The organism is Pseudomonas sp. XP1 (assembly GCF_053557675.1).
This window is the reverse complement of sequence record NZ_JBNRIJ010000002.1, coordinates 304,109-330,233: the sequence shown is the minus strand read 5'-3', so window position 1 is coordinate 330,233 and position 26,125 is coordinate 304,109. Positions and strand designations below refer to the sequence as shown.

Sequence of the window (26,125 nt, the reverse complement as noted above, 5' to 3'; positions counted from 1 at the left end):
GGCCACCCCCGCGAAAGGGCCGGCACAGACAGTGAAGATCAGCTGGCCGAGCGCGCCGGCACTTGCAACAACACCCGCAACCCATCACTGCGACTGTCGAACTTCAGGCTACCGGCACAACGCTGCACGATCGCCTGCACGATCGCCAGCCCCAACCCGCATCCACCACTCTGCCCGTTACGCCAGAAGCGCTCGGTCAGGTGCTCCAGGTCCGCCTCGGCAATCCCCGGCCCATGGTCCCGCACCATGAAGCCCACCTGGCCGTCAGCCATCTGCACCTCAAGCTCCACCGCCTCGTCGCCGCCATGGCGCAAGGCGTTGTCCAGCAGGTTGCGCAGCGCCGCAACCGCCAAGGGGGCCGGCATGCCCAGGTAGACCTGCGTAGCTGCTTCAGGCAAGCGCAGCACGATGCGCCGGTTGTCACCGCCGCCGGCATCCTGCACTGCCTGCCGGGCCACCTGCTCGGCGCTGCACTGCACGCCATCCTCGAACGACAGGCTGCCTTCCACCCGCGCCAGCATCAACAACTGCTCCAGTGTGCGATGCATGCGGTCGGCCCCCTGCTCTGCATGTTCCAGCGCCTGCTCGCGCACGGTGCCATCGGTCATCCGCGCTACCTGCAAGTGGGTCTTGATCGCCGTCAGCGGACTGCGCAGTTCATGCGCGGCATCGTCAGTCAGGCGCCGCTCACGCTCGATGGTCTGGGCAATACGCAGGAACAGCTGGTTCTGGGTTTCCAGCAACGGTTGCAGTTCGCTGGGCATGCCCGCCACCTGCAGCGGCTCGACGCTGTCCGCGCGCCGGCGGCGCAGGGCATCGCGCATGCGGTTGAGAGGCTCCAGCCCCTTGCCCAGGCCGATCCACAACAACCCCAGGCTGCCAAGGAGGGCCATCAGCACCGGCGCCGAGGCCGCCAGCAGGATCGACTGGTTCAGCGCCTCGCGCTCCATGTGCCGGTCAGCGGTGGTGATACGCACATCGCCATGGTTGTAGGTGAAGGTGCGCCACAGTGCGTCGTCGATGGTCTGGTCACGGAAACCGCTGCGTTCATCGTCCATGACGCCATCGTGCTTGTGGTTGCTGGCGAGAATCTCGCCACGCAGCGAGCTGACCTGGCAGGCCATGCCGTCCGGCACGCTGAACTGGTCGGCGGAAAAGTGCGCTTCCCCGCCCTTGGCGGTCAGCGGCTGCGGCAGCTGGTCGATCAGCCCGGCGACCATGCGTGCCGAAGCCACCAGCCGCTGGTCGAGGGAAAACATCATCTGCTGGCGCAGGTCGCGCAGCATCCACGCGGCGGCCAGCGCCCAGATGATCACGAAGGCGCTGCCCAGGATCAGGCTCAGGCGTACCCGCAGGCTCATGACGCCGCCTCCTCCGGCGCTTGCGCCGGGCCCAGCCGGTAGCCCAGGCCGCGCACGGTCTCGACGATGCCGTTGCCCAGCTTGCGCCGCAGGTGGTGAATATGCACGTTCAGGGCATTGCTTTCGACTTCGTCGCTGAAGCCGTACACGCAATCTTTGAGCTGCTCGCTGGACAGCACCCGCCCGGGGTTCTGCAGCAACGCCTGGAGCAACGCCTGTTCACGCCGGGACAGGTCGACCGGCTGGCCGGCCAGGGTTGCCTCGCAGCTGCTCGGGTCATAGCGCAGCGGGCCATGTTCGATCACATTCACCGCCCGCCCGGCCACCCGCCGCAGCAGGGTGTGCAGGCGAGCAGCCAGCTCGCGCAGGTCGAACGGCTTGAGCAGGTAATCGTCGGCACCGGCCTGCAGGCCATCGACCCGGTCGGTGACCGCATCACGGGCGGTGAGCACCAGCACTGGCAGCGTCTCGCCTTTCTCGCGCAGGCGACGCAACAGCTTCAGTCCGTCTTCGTCTGGCAGGCCAAGGTCGAGGATCATCACGTCGAACTGCGCGGCCTGCAGCATCGCCCGTGCATCGGCGGCGTTGCTCACACGGTCCACGGTCAGGCCCTGGGCGGTAAGGCCGGCGCAAATGCCGGCGGCGATCAGGTCGTCGTCCTCGCAGAGCAGAACGTGCATGGTGGGGCTCCCGGAATGGTGTGGCTGGCATTGCACCTTGGGCAGATTAAGTGGGGATTATGGACCTTTTGTGGGGTGGAGGGTTGTTCACCTTGCAGCGCCTGCGAAATCGAGCGCCGCCCGCGCGGCGCTCGATCTGACAGGCGCTGAAGATGTTGTGGCGAACACCAGTGCCTAAATCAATCCCTGCGGCGTATCTACATCCAGCAACACCCCAGCATCCTCCACTTCAACCACCACGCAACGATCCCGATGCGCTTGCACCACCGACCGAGCTCCTTCATCCCCGGCAAGCTGCCCCAGCGCCGGCCAGAAGTCGCGCCCGAAAATCACCGGGTGCCCCTGCTGCCCCGCATGGTGCGGCAACACGATGGTCGAGGCACTGGCCGCCTCGGCCAACCGACGCAAGGTTGCCGATTCGATCCAAGGCATATCACCCAGCAAGATCGCCACCGCCTGCGCCTGGCTGTTACCCAACGACCTGGCCCCGGCAGCCAGGCTATGCCCCATCCCCGACGCCGCATCCGGGCTGGCGACAATCGGGCAATCGGCAGGCAAGGCAAAATCCTCGCTCCATTCGCCCGCGCGCAACACCACCCGCACATCATCGAACACCGCTTGGGCCCGTTCCACGCTATGTACCAGCAGGCTGCGACCATCAGCCAAGGTCGCCCGGCGCTTGTCTGAACCAAAACGCATGCCGCGGCCTGCCGCCAATACCAGCGCAACCACGCTCACAGCGCCCCCCGCTCGATGCCGTTGCGCACCCGCAGGATGTCGGCCAGCACCGCCAAAGCGATCTCGGCCGGGGTCTTGCTGCCCAGGTTGAGGCCGATCGGGGCGTGGATGCGACTCAGTTCGACCTCGCCCAGGCCACCGATCCGCCGCAGGCGTTCACGGCGCTTGTCGGAGGTCGCCCGGGAGCCCATCACACCGATATAGAACGCCTCGGTGCGCACCGCTTCGAGCATCGCCAGGTCATCGATCTTCGGGTCGTGGGTCAGCGCCACCACCGCAGTGTCGGCATGGCAACCACCATGGGCGATGAACTCCGATGGCAGCTCGCGGCGCACCTCGATGCCATCCAGCCGCACGCCGTCGAGCACTTCGTCACGCGGCTCGCAGAGGATGACTTCGAAGCCCATGCCCTTGCCGAACTCGGCACAGAAATGCGCGACGCTGGAGTACCCGGCCAGCAGCAGACGCTGGGCGGCCCCCACTCGCAAGCGTACACGGGCACTTTCACGCTCCACACGCGGCCCCTGGCTGTGGTCATCGGCAAGCAGGCGCCTGCCCTCGGGCAGGCTCACTTCACGCAGCACGCGGCGCTGGCCCTGCAATGCGCTTTCCAGCTCACGCAGGTGCGCCTGCACCTCGCATTCGGCCGGCAGGTTCTCCACCAGCACCTCCAGCACGCCGCCACAGGGCAGGCGGATGCTCGAACGTGAGTCACTGCCATCGCCATAACGCACGATGGCCACTGGCTCGGGAAACTCCCCCCGGCCCACGCGCTCGAGAAAGTCGTCTTCGACGCAGCCACCGGACAGTGAACCCAGCCACTGCCCGCTGGCGTTCACCGCCAGCAGCGAGCCCGGCGCACGGGGCGCCGAGCCATAGGTGGCAAGCACCGTGCACAACCACACCCGCTGGCCACCGCACGACCACTGCAACGCCTGGCGGACCACCTGTAGATCGAGATGCTGCACCCTTTACTCCGCCTTCAGCTCTGCGAGCTGCTGTACGCTCAGGTCACCGGGCAATCCACCCCAGGCCTGCCGCAGGTAGTTGACCATATCCGTCACCTGCTGGTCATCGAGCTTGTCTGCAAAGCCCGGCATCGGCTGCATGCGCTCGAAGCCGGTGAACTGCTGTTCACGGATGCCTTCGAGGATCACCTTGACCAGGTTGCGCGAGTCGGCCTGGCGCAGCACCGTGTTGCCGCGCATGGCCACGGCGATGTGCGGCTTGCCCTCGCCGTCCACTCCATGGCAGCCGGCGCAGACATTCAGGTACTGCTGGCGGCCACGCCTGGCGCTGTCGCTCATCTGCTCCAGCGCCACCGCCTGGATGGCCTTGGCCGGCGGTGGCTGGTCGCCCAGCAGGTAGGTGGCCATGGCCGCCAGATCGGCATCTTCCAGATGTTGGGTGCTGTGGTGCACCACCGGGAACATTTCGTTGAACATGCTGCCCTGGGCGCTGATGCCGTGCTTGAGGAAGGTGGTCAGGTCCGGCTGGGTCCAGCCGCGATCGGCCAGGTCCTGGGCCAGCAGGCTCGGGGCCAGGTAGCCCCCCAGCAGGCCACCGCTCAGACGCTGGTCCTGCTGCAACGCACCGATCGGGTTGCGCGGGGTATGGCACTCGCCGCAATGGCCCATGACTTCGACCATGTACTGCCCACGCTGCCAGGCCGTGCTTTTGCCTTCGGTCGGTTGCAACTGCACGCTCTTGCCGTAGAGCATGTTCCAGCCGCTAAGTCCCTGGCGCACGTTGAAAGGAAAACGCAACGCAGTCTGCGGTGCCGGGCGGTTGATTGGCGGCACGGTCATCAGGTAAGCGAGGATCGCGTCCGAATCTTCACGCTTGATCAGGTGGTACGAGGTGTACGGCATCGCCGGGTAGAGGTTGGCACCGTCCTTGCGCTTGCCCTCGGTTACCGCGGCGAAGAATTCGTCGGCGCTGTAGTTGCCGATGCCGTACTGCTTGTCCGGGGTGATGTTGCTGCCGTAAATGGTGCCGAACGGCGAATGGATCGGCAGGCCGCCGGCGTACGGCGCGCCGCCTTCGGCGGTGTGGCAGGCCATGCAGTCGGCCGCACGGGCCAGGTATTCACCGCGCTTGACCTGCGCCTGGTCGGCCGCCTGGGCAAGCGAGGTAAAGGCAAGGCCGAGAGCCAGCGCCAGTGCGCTACGAACAAGACCCATGCTCAACCCTCCTTGACCAGGCCGAGGTCGTTGAGCACCGTGCGGGTGGCGTCGTAGTAACGCACGTAGCCGGTGCAACGGCAGATGTGGTGGCCCAGGCTCGCCTCGATGCGGTCTTCCACCTCGCTCTTCTTCAGCGGCTGGCGCTGGGCGGTTTCCACCAGCACCGTGGCGGCATTGACGAAGCCCGGCGCGCAGTAGCTGCACTGGAAGGCGAACAGGTCGACGAACTTCTGCTGGATCGGGTTCAGCGTGAGGTTGCCGGCCTCGTCCTGTTTGGCATGGCCCTCGATGGTGCGGACCTTCTTGCCCTCGAAGTAATGCGCGCCGGTAATGCAGGTACGCACCTCCTCGCAGGTGCCGTCGGGGTTGTCGACGATCACCACGCAGGCGTGGCAGATGCCCTGGCCGCAGCCCAGGCGCGAGCCGGTGAGGTTCTGGTGTTCGTGCAGGTAGTCGATCATCGCCAGGTCGTCAGGGACCTCGACCGGGCCGACCGGTTGACCGTTGAGGGTCAGTTGCAGTGGACGGTTAGCCATTGAGGGCCTCCTTGATACGGGCTGGGGTGATGGGGAGATCGCGAACGCGCTTGCCGATGGCATGCGCGACGGCATTGCCGATGGCACCGACGACCGGGATCATCACCACCTCGGCAATACCCTTGGACGGGTCGGTCGGTGACAGCGGCGGGAGGATTTCGCTGGTCTGCTGCCACACCGCCACGTCGCGTGCATGCGGCAGGCGGTAGCGGTTGAAGTTCCAGTCGCCCTCCCCTGGCCCGCCCTCGTACAACGGCATTTCTTCGGTCAAGGCATGGCCGATGCCCATGGCGATACCGCCCTCGAGCTGGCCCTTGACCAGTTCCGGCACCAGCACCCGGCCGCACTCGACCCAGCTGTGGTGGTTGAGTACCTGCACTTCGTGAGTGCCCTTGTTCACCTTGACTTCGACAATGGTCGCCACCGGGCTGTAGTAGGTGACCATGGCGTTGTTCAGCTGGGTGTCGGGGTAGGCGGCGTTCTGCCGGTCGAGCAGGTGGTAGCCGTGGCTGCTCATCTGCGCCTTCTTGGCATTCACCGCGCCATCGCCGTACTTCACTGCCACCGCGTCGAGCGGGAAGCGTTCGCGCACGCCGTCGATGACGAAGTCGGCTTCGGCCCAGCTCCAGCGGTTGAAACCGTGCACGCTGACGCCGGTTACCAGCCCCATGTCGTGGGCCTTCTGGGCCAGCTGGGCGAACGGGATCGGTGACAGGCCGTTGCCGGTCAGCTCGCCGTTGACCCATACCGCATTCTCGCGGCGCACCACCAGCGGGTTGGCCTGGCCGCCGTACGGGCCCTGGCTCCAGATGGCCATGGCCGCCGGCCACAGACCGTGGTTGAACAGCACGCGCGCCGCTTCGCGGGTGGCATGGCTGAAGTAGAAGGCCGAGTTGGTCGCCGACGACGGCGAAGCGAGCTTGCCGACCCAACGCGGGTTGCGCAGCGCGGCGTCCTGCTCGGGCTGGCTGATCAGGTACGGGTTGCCGCTGGTGGTCAGCTGCAGCTCCGGCCATTCGGTGACCGCGGTCTTGACCTCGTCGGCCGAGCGGCCGAGGAAATCGCTGACCACCAGGGCTTGGGAGGTGGACATGCCAGTCCCCAGTTCGGTGCCGATGTGGCGCAGGCTGATTCGCCCGTCGCGGCTGAACTCGATGCTGGCCATGGGTGCTTCGGAGCCGGTGCCGAAATCTTTCTGGCAGATGGCAAAGCCCACGCCATACCAGTGGTCCGGGTCCTTGGCATCCATCTGCTGCTTGCGCGCGTCGCGGTTGCGCCACCAGTCGTGCACGGCGGCCTTGTCGAGAATCTCGTAAAGGCGCAGGGCGCCGGCCGGGACCGCGCCCTGGGTGTTCTTCATGCCCGACTTCAGCGCGTTGGCGCGGCGCAGGTCGATGGCATCGACGCCCAGGCGCCCGGCGATCTCATCCACCATCATTTCGGTGGCGGCCATGGTCTGCAGGGTGCCGTAGCCGCGCATGGAGCCGGCCTCGACGCCACGGGAGTGATAGGCAGTGACCGACAGGTCGTTCTGCGGCATGTAGTAGATCGACTGCGCCGCCGTGGCGCCGACCGCCGCCACCGAGGGGCTGTAGTTGATACGCCCGCCGCCGTCGCAAGTCATGTCGGCGCGGAAGATCTTGAAGCTGTTGTCCTTCTTGTCCACCGCCAACTGGTAGCGGATATCGAATGCGTGGCGCTTGATGCCACTCTGGAACTGCTCGTAGCGGTCGTTGGCCAGGCGGATCGGCACACCAGCGCCATACAGCGCGGCCACGGCGGCGTAGAAGACGAAGATGTTGTTGTCTTTCGAGCCGTAGCCCACGGTATAGCCCGGGTGCATGTTCAGGGTGTTCAGGGCGAAGCGCGACGGCTTGATCATGTGCACGCATTCCTGCGCCACTTCGAACGGACACTGGGTCGCGACCACGAAGTGCAGCGTGCCGCTGGCCGGGTCGTACCAGCCGTTGCCGTTGTCCGGTTCCAGTGCGGCCGGCTCGATGGACGGCGTCTTGTAGCGCTCGTCGAACACCAGCCAATCCTCGGGCGGATTGTCCAGCTGCTCGGCCATGCGCCTGGCATGGAAAAGGCCCTGCTCGGTCAGGTCGCCATGCTGGTTGGGCTGCTTCGACCACACCGGCTTGCGGTTGAGGATGGTGGGGAACAGCATGGAGTTCTTCAGGCTGGAGAATTCATCGTCGTCGAACGGCGTGGCACCGCCCACACGCACGAAGCGGAAGCTCCCGTAAGGGTCGCGCTGGTACAGCGGCGCCTGGGCGCCATAGCGGATCGCCTGGTCGTTGAACTGCAGCTTGCGCTTGGCCTGGCGGAAACGCTCGAAGTCGTGCCAGATCAGGATCGCCACCGGGTGGCCGATGAACATCGGCACCTTGCCGGGCGGCAGCAGCGGGTCGGGCGAGTGGGCCTCGGGCCAGGCGATGCCGTCCTTTTCCAGGTCGGCAGCGGTGACGATGCGGTCCGGCTGCAGGTCGGCGCCAAGCAGGCTTAGGTCATGACCGGCATAGATACGGTCGGCCTTGGTCGCCTTGAGCAGCAGCGCATGGCCCTGCTGCGCGGGCCAGCCAGGCATGTCCTTGGCACGGATGTCGCGGGCGAACACCTTGTCGCCACAGACCTTGGACAGGGCGTCGTTACGGAAACGCGCCTTGCCATCATGGTTCATCCACTTCTGCGGCGAGGTGGTGACGCGTTCTTCCATCAGCGCGGCGAACGCTTGGCTGCCGAGCGGCGCCATGGTCACGCCGACACCAGCGATCAGGCCGCCTTGCAAGAAGGCGCGCCGGGAAATATCACGGTTGGACATGCTTGATCCTCTGGGCAGCTGGGGATCTGCCCTTTTTTTGATTCTGGTACCAGCCCGAAAAGCTGACCCGTACGTCAACTTTACAGCAATTGTGTTGGCGCAGGCAAAGTCAAGTCGACAATATGTCGCGACATGTCTGGGATCTGGGGGGGAATTTGCTCTGGGGCTGGTAGGTGGTTGTCTTGGGATCTCCCAGGCGCAAACAATCCCACGGCATACACCTCCAAGCCCTGAGCGCCCCCTGACCAAAAACCAGAGTTAACCTTGGGTTAATCGACCCAAGCCAGCATGACCCCTTTCAACGTACTGCCAAGGCGAAGACATGCGCGTCCTCCTGCTCTTACTGACTCTGCTGCTGGCCGGCTCATTGCAGGCCAACCCGTTCGATGTCAAACCGGACTTCCTGCCGGTCAGCCAAGCCTTCGTGCTTACCCACGACCGCCAGGCCGACGGCCAAATGCGCCTGTTCTTCCAGATCCAGCCTGGCTACTACCTGTATCAGAAGCGCCTGAAGTTCGACGGCCTGCCTGCCGAGCAGCACCCGCAACTGCCAGCCGCCCTCAACCATCACGACGAGTTCTTCGGCGACAGCGCGGTGTACCGCGACCAGCTCGAACTGCTGCTCCCGGCCAGTGCCCAGGGTCAGTTGCGCCTGGGCTGGCAGGGCTGTGCCGATGCGGGCCTGTGCTACCCGCCGCAAACCACGCTGATCGACCTGGGCGGCAGTGTGGCCCCGGCGGCCGAACAAGCCAGTGACCAAGCCCTGGCCAGCGACCTGCAACAAGGCCACCTGGCCTGGAGCCTGCTGGCGTTCTTCGGCCTGGGCCTGTTGCTGGCCTTTACCCCCTGCTCCCTGCCGATGCTGCCGATCCTCGCCGGGCTGGTACTGGGCAATGGCGCCAGCGCCAGGCGCGGCTGGATCCTGGCCGGGGTCTATGTACTGAGCATGGCCCTGGTGTATGCCGCCCTGGGGGTGGTCGCCGCGCTGCTGGGTGCCAGCCTGCAGGCCTGGCTGCAACAACCCTGGCTGCTGGGCAGCCTGGCGGGGCTGTTCGTGCTGCTGGCCCTGCCGATGTTCGGCGCCTTCGAACTGCAACTGCCCGCCGCCGTGCGTGACCGCCTCGACCGCGCCGGGCAAGGTACCCGTGGCGGCAACCTGTATGGCGCGGCGCTACTTGGCGCGCTGTCCGGCCTGCTGATGGGCCCATGCATGACCGCACCGTTGGCCGGCGCGCTGCTGTACATCGCCCAGAGCGGCGATGTGCTGCAAGGGGCGCTGGTGCTGTTCAGCCTCGGCCTGGGCATGGGCGTGCCGCTGCTGTTGCTGGTTACCCTCGGCAACCGCTACCTGCCCCGCCCGGGCGCCTGGATGAACCGGGTCAAGGGCGTGTTCGGTTTCGTGTTCCTGGGCATGGCGCTATACACCTTGCGCAGCCTGCTGCCCGCAGCATTGCTGCTGGCCCTGAGCGGCGCCTTGCTGATCGCCCTGGCCTGGGCTGCCTGGCCGGCCCTGCAGCGGTTGCCGGCACTGCGAGCCTTGCCGCTGCTGGGTGCCCTGTGGGGCGGCCTGCTGCTGGTGGGGGCGGCGGCCGGTGGCGACGACCTCTGGCAGCCACTGCGCCCGTTCGCCGGTGGCGGCGCCACGCAGGCCAGCGGCCAGCACACCGAGGACGCCTTCGTCACCGTCAGCCGCCCCGAAGACCTGCAACGCGAACTGGATGCGGCCAAGGCCCGTGGCCAGTGGGTGATGCTCGACTACTATGCCGACTGGTGCGTGTCGTGCAAGGTCATGGAAAAACAGGTGTTCGCCCGCAGCGACGTGCAGGCCGGCCTGGCCGGTGTGCACCTGCTGCGCCTGGACGTTACCGCCGACACCCCGGCCAGCCAGGCCCTGCTCCAGCGCTACCAGGTACCCGGCCCGCCCAGCATCATCTGGGTCGGCCCGGAAGGCGACGAACGCCGCGCGCGGCGCATCACCGGTGAGGTAGATGCAGCCGCCTTCCTGCAACACTGGACCCAGACCAGGAGCCAAGGCTGATGCTGACCGTAACCCTCGGGCCACTGACCATGGCCCTCAACCACCTGCTGATGCTCACTGCCCTGGTGATCGCCAGCATGGTCGGCTGGTGGGTCGCCCGGCGTGGCGGCGAGAGCCCGGAATCGGCACTGTTCAACCTGTTCCTGATCGGCTTGCTGTGCGCACGCGCCGGCTTCGTGCTGGCCTACTGGCCGATGTACCAGGACGACCCGCTGCAGATCATCGATATCCGGGATGGCGGCTTCCTGTTCTGGTCGGGCCTCGCCGGCATCGTGCTCGGCGCCCTGTGGCAGGGCTGGCGCCATCCGGGCCTGCGCCGCCCGCTGGGCTGGGCGCTGTTCAGCGGCGCGCTGTTCTGGGGCCTGGCCAGCCTCGGTGGCCACCTGTACAGCAAGGGCACCGAACTGCCCGAGCTGAGCCTGCGCAAGGCCAACGGCCAATCCGTAGCGTTGCACAGCTACCGCGGCAAACCGCTGGTCATCAACATCTGGGCCACCTGGTGCCCACCCTGCCGACGCGAAATGCCGGTGCTGCAACAGGCGCAAAGCGCTTACCCGCACGTGACCTTCCTGTTCGTCAACCAGGGCGAGACCCCGGAAAACGTCAGCACCTTTCTCGCCACCACCGGCTTGAGCCTGACCCACGTGCTGTTCGATGGCACCGGTCTGCTGGCCCAGCGCGTCGGCTCCATGGCCCTGCCCACCACTTTGTTCTACGACGCCGACGGGCGCCTGGTCGGCAGCCATCTGGGCGAGCTTTCCCGGGCCAGCCTGCGCCACGCCCTGGAGCCTTTCGACCGGGCCACCGCGCCCGCCCCTGCCGCACAAGGAAACTGACATGCGACTGACTGCACTGCTGCCCCTGTCCCTGGCCCTGCTGGCTGCCCCCACCCTGCAAGCCGAAGAGCTGCCCAAGGCGATTGCGCAACTGCAAGCCAAGGGCGCCGTGATCAAAGGCAGCTTCGACGCCCCCAACGGCCTGCGCGGGTATGCCGCCGAGTACCAGAATAACGGCCTGGCCCTGTACCTCACCCCTGACGGCAAGCATGTACTGGTAGGCAGCCTGTTCGACGAACAGGGCAACGACCTCAGTGCCGAGCCGCTGAAAAAGCTGGTGTATGCGCCGATGAGCAAGGAAATATGGGCGAAGATGGAAAAAACCTCCTGGATCGCCGACGGCAAGGACGATGCGCCGCGCAAGGTGTACCTGTTCAGCGACCCCAACTGCCCGTACTGCAACATGTTCTGGGAGCAGGCGCGGCCGTGGGTCGAGTCGGGCAAGGTGCAGTTGCGCCATATCATGGTCGGCATCATCCGCGAGGACAGCCCGGGCAAGTCGGCGGCGCTGCTGGCGGCGAAAGACCCGGCCAAGGCACTGCACGAGCATGAAAAAGCGGGCAAGGCCAGCAAGTTGAAAGCACTGGAGCAGGTACCGGAGGCGGTGCAGCAAAAGCTGGCGGCGAACATGGCGCTGATGGAAGAAATGGGCTTGCAGGCGACCCCGGCGATCTTCTATCAGGATGACCAGGGCAACCTGCAGAGCCAGCAAGGCGCGCCGCGGCCGGAGTTGCTTGGGAAGATTCTCGGCAAGCGCTGATGTGAAATCGCCGGGGCTGCCTTGCAGCCCATTAGCAGCACAAGGCTGTGGCGGCCCTGTGGGAGAGGGCAAGCCCGCGAAGAACTCAACGCGGTTTATGGCACCGGCTGCGCCGGTGTTCGCGGGCATGCCCGCTCCCACAGGTACTGCGCCAAACCTCGAGAACAACGCCGTAGCTGTAGGAGCGGCCTTGTGTCGCGAAAGGGCCGCATAGCGGCCCCAGCAATTTCAACTTTTGTGCACCAATCCAGGAGTGGTGCTGGCCTCACCTGCTCAGGTCACAAGCCCTCCAGCTCAGCCATCAGGTCGCTGAGCCGGTCGACCTTGTCGTCATCCAGCACACTGCCCTGCAGCCCCTGCACATACACCGCCAGTTCCTCCACCGTGCTGCACTCGAACATCGCCCGCAGCGGCACGTTCAACTGCAACTGCTTCTGCACCCGCGAGGCGATTTGCGTGGCCAGCAGCGAATGCCCGCCCAGCTCGAAGAAGTTGTCGTGCACCCCGACCCGCTCGGCCTTGAGCACGTCTGCCCAGATACCGGCCAGTACCTCTTCCAGTTCATTGCGCGGCGCCTGGTAAGCCTGGCTGTGCTGGCCACCGATGTCGATGACCGGCAGGGCCTTGCGGTCGAGCTTGCCGTTGGCGTTGTGCGGCAGGCTGTCGAACCAGCCCCAGTGCAGTGGGACCATGTACTCCGGTAACTCGGCACGCAGGCGCTGCTTTAGCTGTTCCAGCAACGCAGCGTCGGCAGCAACGCCCTGATGCGCCACCAGGTAACCCACCAGGTGCTTGCCATTGGTGCCCTCCTGCACGCCAATGGCAGCGTCGCGGATCTCCGGCTGTTCGTGCAGGCGGGCTTCGATTTCGCCCAGTTCGATGCGGTAACCGCGAATCTTCACCTGATGGTCGATGCGACCGACATACTCCAGCACCCCGTCCGGGCGCTGCCGCGCCAGGTCGCCCGTGCGATACAGGCGTTCGCCCGGTGCACCATGAGGATGGGGAATGAACGCCAGCGCCGTGCGCACCGGGTCGCCGACATAGCCACGGCCCACCCCGGTGCCAGCCACGCACAACTCACCCGTCGCCCCCAGCGGTACCAGCGTCTGGTCCTCGCCGTACAGATACAGGCGGTTGTTGTCGGTTGGCGTGCCGATCGGCAGGTAGCTGCCACGGGTCGAGGCGGCATCGACGCAGAAGAACGCCACGTCATCGGAGCACTCCGCCGGGCCGTAGGCGTTGACCAGGCCGATCTGCGGGTAGCGCTGCAACCACTGCGCCGCCAGCTCCGGAGGCATGGCCTCGCCGGTCGGCAGCATCCAGCGCAGGCCATCGAGGGCCTGGTGATCGTTGGCCAGCATGCCCTGGATCAGCGACGGCACGCTCTCCAGCACGCTGATGCCGGTGGCCTGCACATGCGCCAGCAGGCCGTGCGGGTCATGGGCGATGGCGTTCGGCACGATCTCCACCCTGGCGCCGAACAGCGGCGCGGCAAGGAACTGCCAAACCGAAATGTCGAAGCTCTGCGAAGCCGTCTGGGCAATCACGTCGTGCTCGCCAAGCGCCAGGTACGGCACCTTGCTCAGCTGGTTGTTGAGCATGCCGCGCTGCTCGACCATTACACCCTTCGGCAGGCCAGTGGAGCCTGAGGTGTAGATCACATAGGCGAGGTTATCCGGCCCGCTGTGAATGCCGGGGTTGTGGCTGGCCACCGGGCTGGCCTGGATGTCTTCCCAGATCAGCAGCTGCGGCCGCACCGCTGCCTCCAGCTCGCCCAGCAACTGCCGCCCTTGCCCGGCACAGGCCGCGCTGCACACCAGCACGGGTGTACGGCTTAGCTGGATGATGCTTTGCAGGCGCGCCGCCGGCAGGCCCGGGTCCAGTGGCAGGTAGCCGGCGCCGGCCTTGAAGCTGCCGACGATCATGCCCAGCAGCGGTAGCCCACGCTCGGCCAGCAGAGCTACCGGCTGGTCCACGTTCACATCCGCCGCGATCAAGGCATGGCCCAGGCGGTTGGCCGCCAGGTTCAAGCCGGCGTAGTCGTAGGACGCGTCCAGGCACCGGGCCACGATACGTTGCGGATGTGCGGCCACCTGTGCCTCGAACTGCGCGATGTAGCTCTGTTCCAACGGGTAGGCGCGCGCAGTGTGGTTGCAGTCTTTGAGCAGGAAGCGCTGCTCCTCTGCGCTCAGCAATGGCAATGCGCTCATCTCCCCTTCGAAGCCTTGCACCAGCGCCAGCAGCAGGCGCTTGAACTCGGCCAGCAGGCGCTCGACGGTCGGGTAGTCGAAGTAGCGCTGGTCGAACGACAGATGCAGGCCAAGGTCATCGCCCGGGTAGCACACCGCTGTCAGCGGGAAGTTGGTGTGGGTACGGCCCGAGTCGGAACTGGCATTCAGGTGCTGGGCGTGGTCGAGCACGGCAGTTTCCACCGGCGCGTTCTCGAACACGAACAGGCTGTCGAACAGCGGCTGGCCCTTGGGCAGTTCGCTGCATTCCTGGATCGCCACCAGCGGCAGGTATTCGTACTCACGCAGCTCCATGTTGCGCTCCAGCAGGCCTTGCAACCACTGGCGCACACTGCAGCGCTCACCCGCCATCGGCAACTGCACGCGCAAGGCGATGCTGTTGATGAACAGGCCGACGGTACGCTGCATCTGCGGCATGCTCACCGGGCGCCCGGCCACGGTCACGCCAAAGATCACGTCGCGGTCGCCGCTGTGGCGCGCCAGCACCAGGGCCCAGGCCGCCTGGGCGAAGGTGTTGACGGTGAGCTGGTGGGCCTGGGCCAGTTCACGCAGGCGCACGCCGTCGCTCACCGCCAGGCGGGTGTAACAGTCGCCGACGATCATGCCGCTACCGGCATGGTCGTGGCGCAGCGGGCGGTCGCTGGGGATGGTGGTGGCGCGTTCGAAGCCGGCCAGGTTCGCCTGCCACCAGGCTCGCGCGTCGTCCAGGCCTTGGCGTTGCAGCCAACCAATGTAGTCGCGGTAACGCGGTGGCACCGGCAAGCGGGCCTGGCGCCCCTCGCCGAGGGCCTGGTAGATCTCGAAGAAATCGTTCATCAACAGCGAACGGCACCAGGCATCGATGAGGATGTGGTGGTTGCTCATCATGAACCAGTAGCGCTCGTCGGCCACACGCACCAGGCGCAGGTGGAACGGCGCCTCGCTGAGCAGGGCGAAACCTGCCTCGCGCTCCTGCTTGTGCAGCGCCTGCAGGCGCTGCTCCTGGGCGTCGTCGTCGAGGCCACGCCAGTCCTGGTAGTCCACCGGCGTGTTGCCCGGCTTGTGGATGATCTGCAGCATCGCCTCGCCGGTGTTCCAGCTGAACGATGCGCGTAGCGCTTCGTGGCGCGCCACCACCGCCTGCCACGCCTGGGCGAAGCGTTCGGGGTCGAGCGCGCTGTTGATGCGGTAGCGGTCCTGCATGTAGTAGAGGCCAGTGCCCGGCTCCAGCAGGGTGTGCAGCAGCATGCCCTCCTGCATAGGCGTCAGCGGGTAGACGTCCTCGATCTGTACTGCCGGTACCGGCAGCGCGTCGATCTGCGCCTGGGTCAGGTGCGCCAGCGGGAAGTCCGAGGGGGTGAAACTGCCGTTGCCATCAGCCAGGCAATGCTCGACCAGCGCCAGCAGCTCCTGGCGGTAGGCTTCGGCCAGGCCGGCGATGGTCCGCTCGTCATAGCGCTCGGTGCTGAAGGTCCAGCGCAGCTGCAGGGCGCCGCCATACACCTGGCCATCGACACTCAACCAGTTGGGCAGCGGCGCATCCAGGTCATGGGCCAGGCCGGCTGGGGCGTCCAGCGGCTGGAGCAGGGCTGTGCTGTCGAACTGCTGGTCGAACTGGCCCAGGTAGTTGAAGGTGATGCGTGCCTGCGGCAGGGCCGCCATCTGCTCGCGCCCTGCCGTATCGGCCAGGTAGCGCAGCACGCCGTAACCCAGGCCTTTGTGCGGTACCTGGCGCAGCTGCTCCTTGATGCGCTTGATCGAACCGGCCCGCGCCGCGTCGTCCTCGCCAGGCAGCGGGCGCAGGCTCAGCGGGTAGGCGTTGGTGAACCAGCCGACGCTGCGGGTCAGGTCCATGTCTTCGAACAGCCCGTCACGGCCATGGCCTTCAAGCTGTACCAGCACTTCTTCATCGCCGCTCCAGCGGCACAAGGCACGCGCCAGCGCGGTCAGCAGCAGATCGTTGACCTGGGTGTGGTAGGCCGCCGGGGCCTGTTGCAGCAACTGCCGGGTCTGCGCCACATCCAGGCCGATGGCCAGGGTACGGGCGTGGCGGTGCAGGTTGCCGCCCTGCGGGTGATCGCATGGCAGTTCGCGGCGCACGCCACCCAACTGGCCCTGCCACCAGCCCAGCTCGTCGCGCAGCGAATCGCTGCCGGCATAGCTGGCCAGGCGTGCGGCCCAGTCGCCCATGGCGTGGGTCTTGGCCGGCAGCGGCTGGCCGCGGTACAGCGCCTGCAGGTCTTCCAGCAGCACGCGCCACGACACGCCATCGACCACCAGGTGATGGATCGCCAGCAACAGGCGCTGGCCGCCCTGCCCGTCATTTACCAGCAAGGCACGCAACAGTGGGCCCTGCTCCAGGTCGAGGCTGCGTTGCAGGTCGGTGTACAGCGGCTGGCAATCGGCGAAATCGGCGACGGTGGCTGTCCACAGCAACTGCCCGGAGGCAGGCGAAGCATATTCGGCCTGCCAGCGGCCCTGGGCCCGGCTGAAGCGCAGGCGCAGGCTGTCGTGGTGCTGCACCAGGGCGGCCAAGGCGCGCTCCAGTACCCCCTCATCCAGCGGCTTTCGCGCCTCCAGCAGAACAGCCTGGTTCCAGTGTTGCGGCTGTGGCACTTCACTGTCGAAGAACCAGTGCTGGATCGGCGTGAGGCCGGCCTGCCCCTGGCGCTGGCCCTGTTCGATGCTGCTGGCGGCTTCGCTGCGCTGAACGATGGCGGCCAGGGTCTGGATGGTCTGATGCTGGAACAGGTCGCGCGGGGTGAACTGCAAGCCGGCCTGACGAGCCCGGCTGACCACCTGGATCGACAGGATCGAGTCGCCGCCCAGTTCGAAGAAGTTGTCCTGCACGCCGACCTGGGCAACGTTGAGCACGTCGCGCCAGATCTGCGCCAGTTGCGCTTGCACCTCGTTGCCAGGCGCCTGGTACTGCTGGCGTGCCTGTTCCAGGTCCGGCAGCGGCAGCGCACGGCGGTCGAGCTTGCCGTTGCCCATCAGTGGCAGGCTGTCGAGCAGCACCAGGTGCGCCGGCACCATGTAGTCCGGCAGGTGCTGGCGGGCTTCGGCTTTCACCGCGTCGCGCAGCAGGCCCTGGGCCTCGCTGTCGGCAGCGGCCTGCCTGCACACCAGGTAACCCACCAGTTGCTTGCCGCCCGGCAGGTCGAGGGCCAGTACCACAGCCTCGTCGACATCGGCATGCGCCTGCAGGCGGCTTTCGATTTCGCCCAGCTCGATCCGGAAACCGCGGATTTTCACCTGCTGATCGGCGCGGCCGACGTACTCGACCAGGCCATCGCTGCCCAGGCGCACCAGGTCACCGGTGCGATACAGGCGTCCGCCTTCGCTGCCGAACGGGTCGGCGACGAAGCGCTCGGCGCTGAGGCCCGGGCGGTCGTGGTAGCCCTGGGCCAGGCCGGCACCGCCGACATACAGCTCGCCAATACCGCCTTGCGGCAACAGGGCAAGGTCTTCGTCGAGAATGTAGGCCGTGCGCTTACCGATGACGCGGCCGATCGGCACGCTGCCCAACTCCGCCGGCAGTGTCTGTGGTGCCAGGCAGGCCAGCGGCATGACCACGGTTTCGGTCGGCCCGTAGGCGTTGAAGAACTGCTGCGGCGCGAAGGCCTGGCGGATGCGCTGCAGGTGTTCACCGGTCAGCGCTTCACCACCGGTAATGACCAGGCGCACTGGCAACTGCTCGCCCTGCCCGGCCAGGTACTGCGCCAACTGGCTGCCGTAGCTGGGCGTGAAGCCGAGGATGCTCACCTGCTGCTCGCGCACCAGCTGGCAGATGTCTTCGGCGCCCCACTGCCCCTGGGCGCGCAGCACCACGCGGGCGCCGCACAGCAGCGGCACCCACAGGCGTTCGCTGGCAGCGTCGAAATTGATCGAATAGAAGTGCAGCTCGCAGTCCTCGCTGCGCATGCCGAACGCGTCGATCACCGCCTGGCAATGCATGGCGAACTCGCCGTGGCTGACTACCACGCCCTTGGGCTTGCCGGTGGAGCCAGAGGTGTAGATCAGGTAAGCCTGGTGCTGCGGCAGGTTGAGGTTGTCCAGCGGCGCATCGCTGTAGGCCGACAGGCTGGCGCTGTCGTCCTCCAGGCTCCAAAGCGCCACGCCTTCAGGCAACTGCCCCAAGGTTTGCAGTAGCGCGCGCTGGCTGAGCAGCAGGCCGATGCAGCTGTCTTCGATCATGTAGCGCAGGCGGTCGAGTGGGTACTCGGGGTCGAGCGGCACGTAGGCGCCACCGGCCTTGAGGATGGCCAGCAGGCCGACGACCATTTCCAGCGAACGCTCCAGCGCCAGGCCCACGCGCACCTGCGGGCCGACGCCACGCTCGCGCAGGGCGCGGGCCAGGCGGTTGGCCTGCTGGTCGAGTTCGGCATAGGTCATGTGCCGGCCGGCAAAGGTCAACGCGCCAGCGTGTGGCGTGCGCGCAGCCTGCGCGGCGAACAGGCCATGCACGGTCTGGTCGAGAGCGAAATCCAGCTCGCCCTGCAACTGGCCCGCCAGCACCTGCTGCTCGGCGCCGCTCAGCATCGGCAGCTCGCACAGGCGCTGGTGCGGGTTGTCGAGCATGCCGGCCAGCAGTTGCTGCCAGTGCTCGGCCATGCGTGCGATACGTGGTTCGTCGAACAGGTCGCGGCTGTAGGTCAGGCAGCAACCCAGGCGGCCGTCGAGGTCGGTCACCTCCAGGTACAGGTCGAACTTGGTGGCGCTGGCGTCGTTGACCAGGTAATCCACCTGCATGCCGGCAAGTTGACGGCTTTGCTGGAAGGCCCAGCGCTGCACGTTGCACATCACCTGGAACAGCGGGTTATAGGCGCTGCTGCGCGGTGGCTGCAGGGCTTCCACCAACTGGTCGAACGGCAGGTCCTGGTGCGACTGGCCTTCGATGGCAGCCTGCCGTACCTGCTCCAGCAACAGTGCGGCGGTCATCTGGCCGTCCAGCTCGCAACGCAGCACCTGGGTGTTGAGGAACGCGCCAATCAGCCCTTCGCTTTCCGGGCGGATGCGGTTGGCCACCGGCGCGCCAATGCGCAAGTCACGCTGGCCGCTGTAGCGGTGCAGCATGGCGGCCAGGGTGGCAGTCATGGTCATGAACAGCGTCAGGCCGCGCTGGCTGTTGAAGGCATGTACGCGGGCAACCAGCGCCGGGTCGAGCTCGAAGCGGTACAGCCCGCCACGGTAGCTCTGCACTGCCGGGCGCGGGCGGTCGGCAGGCAGCGCCAGTACCGGATGCTCATCACCCAGGCGGGCCTGCCAGTAGGCCAGCTGTCGTTCACCCTCGCCGCTTTCCAGCCATTGCCGTTGCCACACGCTGTAGTCCAGGTACCGCACCGGCAGCGGCGCCAGCGGCGATTCGCGGTCATCGACGAAGGCCTCGTACAGCTCGCCCAGTTCGCGGGCGAAGATGTCCATGGCCCAGCCTTCGGTGACGATATGGTGCAGGGTCAGCACGAAGAAATGCTCGCGCTCCTGGGCTTTGACCAGACAGGCACGCAGCAACGGACCGCGCTCCAGGTCGAACGGCTGGTGCGCCTGGTCGTCGGCCAGTTGTTGCAGGCGTTGCTGGCGGGCATCGGCGGGCAAGGCGCTGAAGTCCTGCCAATCGAGGTGCAGGCTGCTGTCTTCGGCTACGCACTGATACGGCACACCATCGATGCTTGGGAAGGTGGTGCGCAGGGTTTCATGCCGTACCACCAGCGCCTGCAGCGCACGCTCGAAGGCATCCACATGCAGGGTGCCGCGCAGGCGCGCCATGCCGCCGACGTTGTACGCCGGGCTACCTGGCTCCATTTGCCAGAGGAACCACATGCGCTGCTGCGAGTACGACAGCGGCACCGCCTGGCGGCGGTCGACGCGGGCGATTGCACCTTGCAGGTTGCGCTCACCGGCAGCGCGGATACGCGCGATCTCGGCACAGAAGGCGCCCAGCTCGCTGGCTTCGAACAAGGCCTTGAGCGGCAGCTCGACATCGCAGGCCTGGCGTGTGCGCGAAACAATTTGAGTGGCCAGCAGCGAATGGCCACCGAGGGCGAAGAAGTCGTCCTGCAGGCCAACGCGCGGCAGGTTCAGCACCTCACGCCAGATGGCAGCGACCTGCTGCTGCAACCCGGTTTGCGGCTCGACGTGCTCCCGCTGCTGCCACACCGGGGCCGGCAACGCCTTGCGATCGACCTTGCCGCTGGGGCCCAGTGGCATCTGCGTCAACGGGATAAGTTGTGCCGGCACCATGTAGGTCGGTAGTTGTTCAGCCAGCACCGTCAGCAATGCATCAGGCTGGGCGCTGCCACTGTAGTAGCCGACCAGTTGCGCGCCGATGGCATCCCTGTGAATCAGCACCAGTGCCTGTTCGACCCCAGCTTGCGCCAGCAGGCAGGCCTGGACTTCCTCGGGTTCGACACGGAAGCCACGCACCTTGACCTGCTGGTCGAGGCGGCCAAGGTACTCCAGCGCCTCGGTCTGTACCTGCCAGCGGGCGCGGTCGCCACTGCGGTACAGGCGCTCGCCATTGCCGTCGGCGCGGGGCACGAAACGTTCGGCGGTGAGCCCCGGACGACCCAGATAGCCACGGGCCAGGCCGGCACCGCCGAGGTACAACTCGCCCGGTACACCGGGGGCGGTCAGCTCCAGTTCGTCGTCCAGCACTCGGCACAGCACATTGCCCAGCGGGCGGCCGATCGGCGAGCGTTCGCCATCGGTGGCCTGGCAGTGCCAGTGGGTGACGTTGATGGCGGTTTCGGTCGGGCCATAGCGGTTGTGCAGTTGCACCTGTGGCAGCACCTGCAGCACGCGGTCACGCAGCGCAGCGGACAGCGCTTCGCCACCGGAGAACAGCCGACGCAGGCTGCTGCAGGCACCCGCCTGCGGCTCCTGGACGAACACCTGCAACAGCGGCGGCACGAAGTGCAGCGTGGTCACGCCATGGGCCTGCACCAACGCGGCGATGCGCTGCGGGTCGCGGTGCTCGCCAGGGCCGGCGAGCACCAGCTTGCAACCAGTCACCAGTGGCCAGAAGCATTCCCACACCGAAACGTCGAAGCTGATCGGCGCCTTCTGCATCAGCACGTCGCTGTCCTCCAGCGCATAGCTGGCCTGCATCCATTGCAGGCGCTCGGCCAGTGCCGCATGAGTATTGCCCACGCCCTTGGGCTGGCCGGTGGAACCGGAGGTGTAGATCACATAGGCCAGGTTGTCGCCATGCAGGTGCAGGCCAGGGGCATGGCTTGGCCAGCTGTCCAGGTGCAGCTGGTCGAGGGCGATGGCGCTGACGCCGTCAACCTGTGGCAGCTTGCCCAGCAGGGTGCTGTGGCTCAGCAGCAGGCCTGCGTTGCAGTCGGCGAGCATGTAGGCCAGGCGCTCGGCCGGGTAATCGACGTCCAGCGGCACATAGGCACCACCGGCCTTGAGAATGGCCAGCAGGCCAACCAGCAGCTGCGGCGAACGCTCGACGGCGATGGCCACGCAAGTGTCGGGGCCCACGCCTTTGTCACGCAGGTAGTGGGCCAGACGGTTGGCTTGCTGGTGCAACTCGGCGTAATCCAGGCTGCCACCGTCCCACACCAGGGCGGTACGCTGCGGGGTCAGGCATGCCTGGTCATTGAGCTGCTCGACCAGCAGGCGCTGGGGCGCCGCAGCGGGTGCCTCGCCCCAGCTCAGCAATTGCGCGCGGCCAGGCTCGTCGAGCAATTGCACCTCGCCCAACGCCCGCTGCGGCCTGGCGCACACCTGCTCGAGCAGGGCCAGCAGGTGTTGGGCCAGGCGCTTGATGGTGCTGGTATCGAACAGTTCGGCGGCATAGTCGAAGGCCAGGCTCAGGCGGCCCTGGTGGTCTTCTTCACTGTGCAACTGCAAGTTGAACTTGGCTTCACGGCTGTGCCAAGGCAGCTCTTCGGCGAGCAGGCCCGGCAAGCGGCGCAGGGCGGACAGGTCACGTTGCTGGTGGTTGAACATGACCTGGAACAGACCTTGCTCGCGAGCCTCGGGCAAGGCTTCGAGCAGTTGCTCGAACGGCAGATCCTGGTTGGCCTGGGCATCCAGGGTGGCCTGGCGCACCTGGGCCAGCAACTGGTCGAACGGCAGGCGGCCATCGAGTTGCGCACGCAGCACCTGGGTGTTGATGAAGAAGCCAACCATGCCTTGGGTTTCAAGGCGCGGGCGGTTGGCGTTGGGCACGCCGACACGGATATCTGCCTGCCCACTGTAGCGATGCAGCAGCGCCTGCCAGCCGGCCAGCAGCACCATGAACAGGCTGGCCTGCTGTTCGCGGGCCAGGCCCTTGAGTGCTTCGGTTAGCCTGGCCGGTACCTTGAGGTTGAAGCGGACGGCGCGGTGGTCGCGCTGGCTGGTGCGCGGGTGGTCGGTGCACAGGTCGAGCACCGGCAGTTCATCCCCCAGACGCTCCTTCCAGTGCTGCAGTTGGCGCTCGGCTTCGCCTGCGGCCAGCCACTGTCGCTGCCAGGTACCGTAGTCGGCATAACCCAGGGTCAGCGGTGCCAGGTTGGCCTCGATGCCCTGGCAATGGGCGGCGTACAGTTTGGCGAATTCGTCGAGCAGGATGTTCAGCGACCAGCCGTCGGCGACGATATGGTGCAGGGTCACCCACAGTTGATGGTGTTCATCGTCCAGACGCGCCAGCGTCACGCGCAGCAACGGCCCCCGGGTCAGGTCGAACGGCTGGCGAGCTTCGGTTTCACGTTGGGCGGCGACCTGTTCGGCGGCCTGGCCTTCGAGGTCCAGGCGGCGAAGGTCGAACGGCTGCTGCGCCTGGATGCGCTGCAGGGCCTGGCCGTTCTCTTCGGCAAACAGGGTACGCAGCGATTCATGGCGCGCCACCAGCGCCTGGAAGGCCGCTTCCAGTGCGTTTTCGTCCAGCTCGCCGCGCAACTGCAGGCCAGCCGGAATGTTGTAGGCCGCCGACTGCGGGTCCAATTGCCATAGCAGCCACAGGCGGTTTTGCGCCAGCGACTGGGGCAGCGCCTGGGTGCGCTCCAGAGTAGCGATGGCGCCGACCCGGCCACCGCCTTCGGCGATGATCGCGGCCACGGCCTTGGCGTAGTCAGCCAGTATCGGCGCCTCGAACAGGGTGCGCAGGCCCAGCTCGATGCCCAGTTCATCGGCCAGGCGTGCAGTGGCGTGGGTGGCGGCGATGGAGTTGCCGCCCAGCAGCAGGAAGTGGTCGTCTGCCGCCACCGCCTCGACCTTGAGGATGTCGCGCCACACCCCGGCGATGCGCACCTGCAGCTCACCGCCGGCGGCATCCGCGGCAACGGGCTCGCCCAACTCAGGGAAGCGGGCGTAGCAGTCCAGGCTGCCATCGTCCATGCGCAGGCGGCAGGCCGAACGCTGCAGCTTGCCGCTGGAGGTCTTGGGCAGCGCCCCCGGGTTCAGCAGCAGGACAACGGCCGGGGCCTGGCGGCAGGCGTCGGCGATCACCTGGCGCAGGGTCCTGATCAGTTCCCGGGGCTTGATCGCCTTCTGCACGTTGCGGCTGACTTCCACCGCCACGCCAATGCCCTCCTCGCCTTGCTGCTCGACGGCGAACACTGCCACGCGGCCTTTGCGCAGCACATCCACTTCGCGCTCGAGGGTCTTTTCCAGGTCCTGCGGGTACAGGTTCTGCCCACGCACGATCAGCATGTCCTTCAGGCGCCCGGTGACGAACACTTCGCCTTGGCGCATGAAGCCCAGGTCGCCGGTACGCAGCCAGGTCTGGCCGTCCATCTCGACGAAGGTGCGGGCGCTGGCCTCGGGGTTGCGCCAGTAGCCCTGCGCGATGCTCGGGCCACCGGCCCAGATCTCGCCCACCTGGTTGTCGCCCAGCACCTGCAGGCTTTGTGGTTCGACAATGCGCACGGCATGCCCGGGCTGCGGGTAGCCACAGCTCATCAGCACACTGCCCTTGCCAGGTTCGGCACGGTTGGCGGCGAAGGCTTCGGCGTCCAGCTCCAGCGCGGCGATACCCTGGCCACGGCGGCTGCCGCTGACGAACAGGGTCGCCTCGGCCAGGCCGTAACTGGCGAAGAAGCTCTGCGGGTCGAAGCCGCAGGCCTGAAACTTGTGGGCAAAGGCCGCCAGGCTGTCCTGGCGGATCGGCTCGGAGCCCGAATAGGCCACCCGCCAGCGGCTTAGGTCGAGCCCGGCCAGGGAGGCCTCGCTGACCCGCTCGCTGCACAGCCGGTAGGCGAAGTCGGGGCCGCCGCTGATGGTGCCGCCGTATTCGCTGATGGCCTGCAACCAGCGCAGCGGCCGGGCCAGGAAGTAGCCCGGCGACATCAGTACGCAGGGCACACCGCTGAAGATCGGCTGCAACAGGCCGCCGATCAGGCCCATGTCGTGGTACAGCGGTAGCCAGCTGACGATCACGTCGTCGGGGTTGAGGTCGATGCCAAAGCCTTGGCGGATCAGTTGTTCGTTGGCCACCAGGTTGCCATGGCTGACCTGCACGCCCTTGGGCAGCGCGGTGGAGCCAGAGGTGTACTGCAGGAAGGCGATGTCATCACCCTTGAGCGCGGGCTCGCGCCAGTTTGCAGCCAGTGCCGGGTCCAGACCATCCACCGCCAGCAGTTCAGGGGCGTTGGCCGCCGTCAGGGCCTCCAGGCCCTGCAGGCTGTCGTGCAGGGCCGCGACGGTCAGCAGCAGGCGCGGCTCGGCGTCGTCGATGATCGACAGCAAGCGCTGCTGGTGGTGCGGGCGCGCGGACTCCGGTGGGTAGGCCGGCACCGCAATCACGCCGGCGTACAGGCAGCCGAAGAATGCCGCCACATAGTCAGGCCCGCTGGGGAACAACAGCACCGCGCGGTCGCCGAAGCCAGCACGGGTTTGCAAGGCAGCAGCGATGGTGCGCGCACGCTGATCGAGGTCCCGGTAGCTGAGCACGGCCTGCTCGCCGGGAGCGTCGGCCAGAAAGCGCAAGGCGACTTTGTCCGGGGTCTGCACGGCGCGTTGCGCCAGGGCCTGGACCAGCGAGAGCGGGAGTTCGAAGGCGTCCGTCATGGGGTGTTCCTGCCAGTGTCTGGTTGGGTCGGGCCGGCTGCTGCACGAACGTGGGCGCAGCGGCATGTGGCGGCCTGAGGTGTACACAGGGGAACGGATGGGCGGGGGGAGAAATTAGCGGCGGTGAGGCTTTGGGGGCGCGTGAGGGTTGCCAGGTGTTTGCCATGAGAGATGTTACGCCTGGGAGACCGAGCGCCGCCCGGGCAGCGCTCGATCTCCCAGGCGATGAAAACGCCCTGACATGCACCCAGCCACCCTCACGCCTTAGAACTGAAATCACATGAAACCAATTACATTTCGCATTTGACAATCATTATCATTCTGAATAGCTTGTCGCCCGTCGTAGGAAGCTTCCCAAATTTGGGTGCGTCCTTTCCCCTCTGTGACAAGGTGATTTCCATGGCGGAACAACTATCCACAAGTAAGTGCGATTCACCATTACTGCAGGCCTTCGTCGACAACCGCAGCATCCTGGTCAAGATCGCTGCCCGCATCACCGGCTGCCGGTCGCGCGCCGAAGATGTGGTGCAGGACGCCTTTTTCCGGCTCAGCGCCGCCCCGCAGATCACCTCGTCGTTCAAGGCGCAGCTGAGCTATCTGTTCCAGATCGTGCGCAACCTGGCCATCGACCACTATCGCAAGCAGGCGATGGAGTTGAAGTACTCCGGCAGCGAGGAGGAAGGCCTGAACGTGGTTGTGCAAAACGCCTCCCCCGAAGCCACCCACATCAACCTTGCCGCGCTGGATGACATTGCCAAGGCGCTGAACGAACTGCCCCAGCGCACCCGCTATGCCTTCGAGATGTACCGCCTGCATGGCGTGCCGCAGAAGGACATTGCCAAGGAGCTGGGAGTGTCGCCGACACTGGTCAACTTCATGATCCGCGATGCGCTGGTGCATTGCCGCAAGACGGCCAGTCGGCAGGCCTGATCAG

General features: G+C 66.5%; 12 protein-coding genes. 4 read left to right on the top strand and 8 right to left on the bottom strand.

Annotation, left to right across the window (positions count from 1 at the left end; translation table 11 throughout):
- Positions 1–38 precede the first annotated feature (38 nt).
- The 7 genes from ACK1U9_RS03795 to ACK1U9_RS03765 form a co-directional block, all read right to left on the bottom strand.
- Positions 39–1,361 carry an ATP-binding protein gene (locus tag ACK1U9_RS03795; RefSeq protein WP_046615076.1) on the bottom strand — a complete coding sequence of 441 codons (1,323 nt, stop codon included), beginning with the start codon at positions 1,359–1,361 and terminating at the stop codon, positions 39–41.
- Positions 1,358–2,041: a response regulator gene (locus ACK1U9_RS03790; protein ID WP_046615075.1), complete on the bottom strand. Its 684-nt coding sequence runs from the start codon at positions 2,039–2,041 to the stop codon at positions 1,358–1,360. Before ACK1U9_RS03790 ends, ACK1U9_RS03795 begins: the two co-directional genes overlap by 4 nt.
- Positions 2,042–2,215: 174 nt before the next feature.
- A complete protein-coding gene (locus ACK1U9_RS03785) occupies positions 2,216–2,779 on the bottom strand; it encodes a nucleotidyltransferase family protein (protein ID WP_046615074.1) in 564 nt (187 codons plus the stop codon).
- A complete protein-coding gene (locus ACK1U9_RS03780) occupies positions 2,776–3,747 on the bottom strand; it encodes an XdhC family protein (RefSeq protein ID WP_046615073.1) in 972 nt (323 codons plus the stop codon). Before ACK1U9_RS03780 ends, ACK1U9_RS03785 begins: the two co-directional genes overlap by 4 nt.
- 3 nt (positions 3,748–3,750) lie before the next feature.
- A complete protein-coding gene (locus tag ACK1U9_RS03775; protein ID WP_046615072.1) occupies positions 3,751–4,962 on the bottom strand; it encodes a cytochrome c in 1,212 nt (403 codons plus the stop codon).
- A 2-nt stretch (positions 4,963–4,964) separates the two neighbouring features.
- Positions 4,965–5,501: a (2Fe-2S)-binding protein gene (locus ACK1U9_RS03770; protein WP_046615071.1), complete on the bottom strand. Its 537-nt coding sequence runs from the start codon at positions 5,499–5,501 to the stop codon at positions 4,965–4,967.
- Positions 5,494–8,325, bottom strand: a complete 2,832-nt coding sequence (locus ACK1U9_RS03765) for a xanthine dehydrogenase family protein molybdopterin-binding subunit (protein ID WP_085601261.1) — start codon at positions 8,323–8,325, stop codon at positions 5,494–5,496. Before ACK1U9_RS03765 ends, ACK1U9_RS03770 begins: the two co-directional genes overlap by 8 nt.
- A gap of 322 nt (positions 8,326–8,647) precedes the next feature.
- Here ACK1U9_RS03765 and dsbD point away from each other — a divergent pair, with 322 nt between their 5' ends.
- From dsbD to dsbG, 3 genes are read left to right on the top strand one after another with little or no spacing between them, the layout of a single operon-like run.
- Positions 8,648–10,363 (top strand): protein-disulfide reductase DsbD, encoded by a 1,716-nt coding sequence (dsbD, locus tag ACK1U9_RS03760; protein ID WP_196174321.1) that lies wholly within the window; start codon positions 8,648–8,650, stop codon positions 10,361–10,363.
- Positions 10,363–11,199: a TlpA disulfide reductase family protein gene (locus ACK1U9_RS03755; protein ID WP_025340001.1), complete on the top strand. Its 837-nt coding sequence runs from the start codon at positions 10,363–10,365 to the stop codon at positions 11,197–11,199. Before dsbD ends, ACK1U9_RS03755 begins: the two co-directional genes overlap by 1 nt.
- A 1-nt stretch (position 11,200) precedes the next feature.
- Positions 11,201–11,959: a thiol:disulfide interchange protein DsbG gene (dsbG, locus tag ACK1U9_RS03750; RefSeq protein WP_046615068.1), complete on the top strand. Its 759-nt coding sequence runs from the start codon at positions 11,201–11,203 to the stop codon at positions 11,957–11,959.
- A 278-nt stretch (positions 11,960–12,237) separates the two neighbouring features.
- Here dsbG and ACK1U9_RS03745 read toward each other — a convergent pair whose 3' ends face one another.
- Positions 12,238–25,191 carry a non-ribosomal peptide synthetase gene (locus tag ACK1U9_RS03745; protein WP_449109712.1) on the bottom strand — a complete coding sequence of 4,318 codons (12,954 nt, stop codon included), beginning with the start codon at positions 25,189–25,191 and terminating at the stop codon, positions 12,238–12,240.
- A gap of 399 nt (positions 25,192–25,590) precedes the next feature.
- Between ACK1U9_RS03745 and ACK1U9_RS03740 the strand changes: the two genes are divergently transcribed.
- On the top strand, positions 25,591–26,121 hold the full coding sequence (locus ACK1U9_RS03740) for an RNA polymerase factor sigma-70 (RefSeq protein ID WP_046615064.1): 531 nt from the start codon (positions 25,591–25,593) through the stop codon (positions 26,119–26,121).
- The last annotated feature ends 4 nt before the right edge of the window (positions 26,122–26,125 follow it).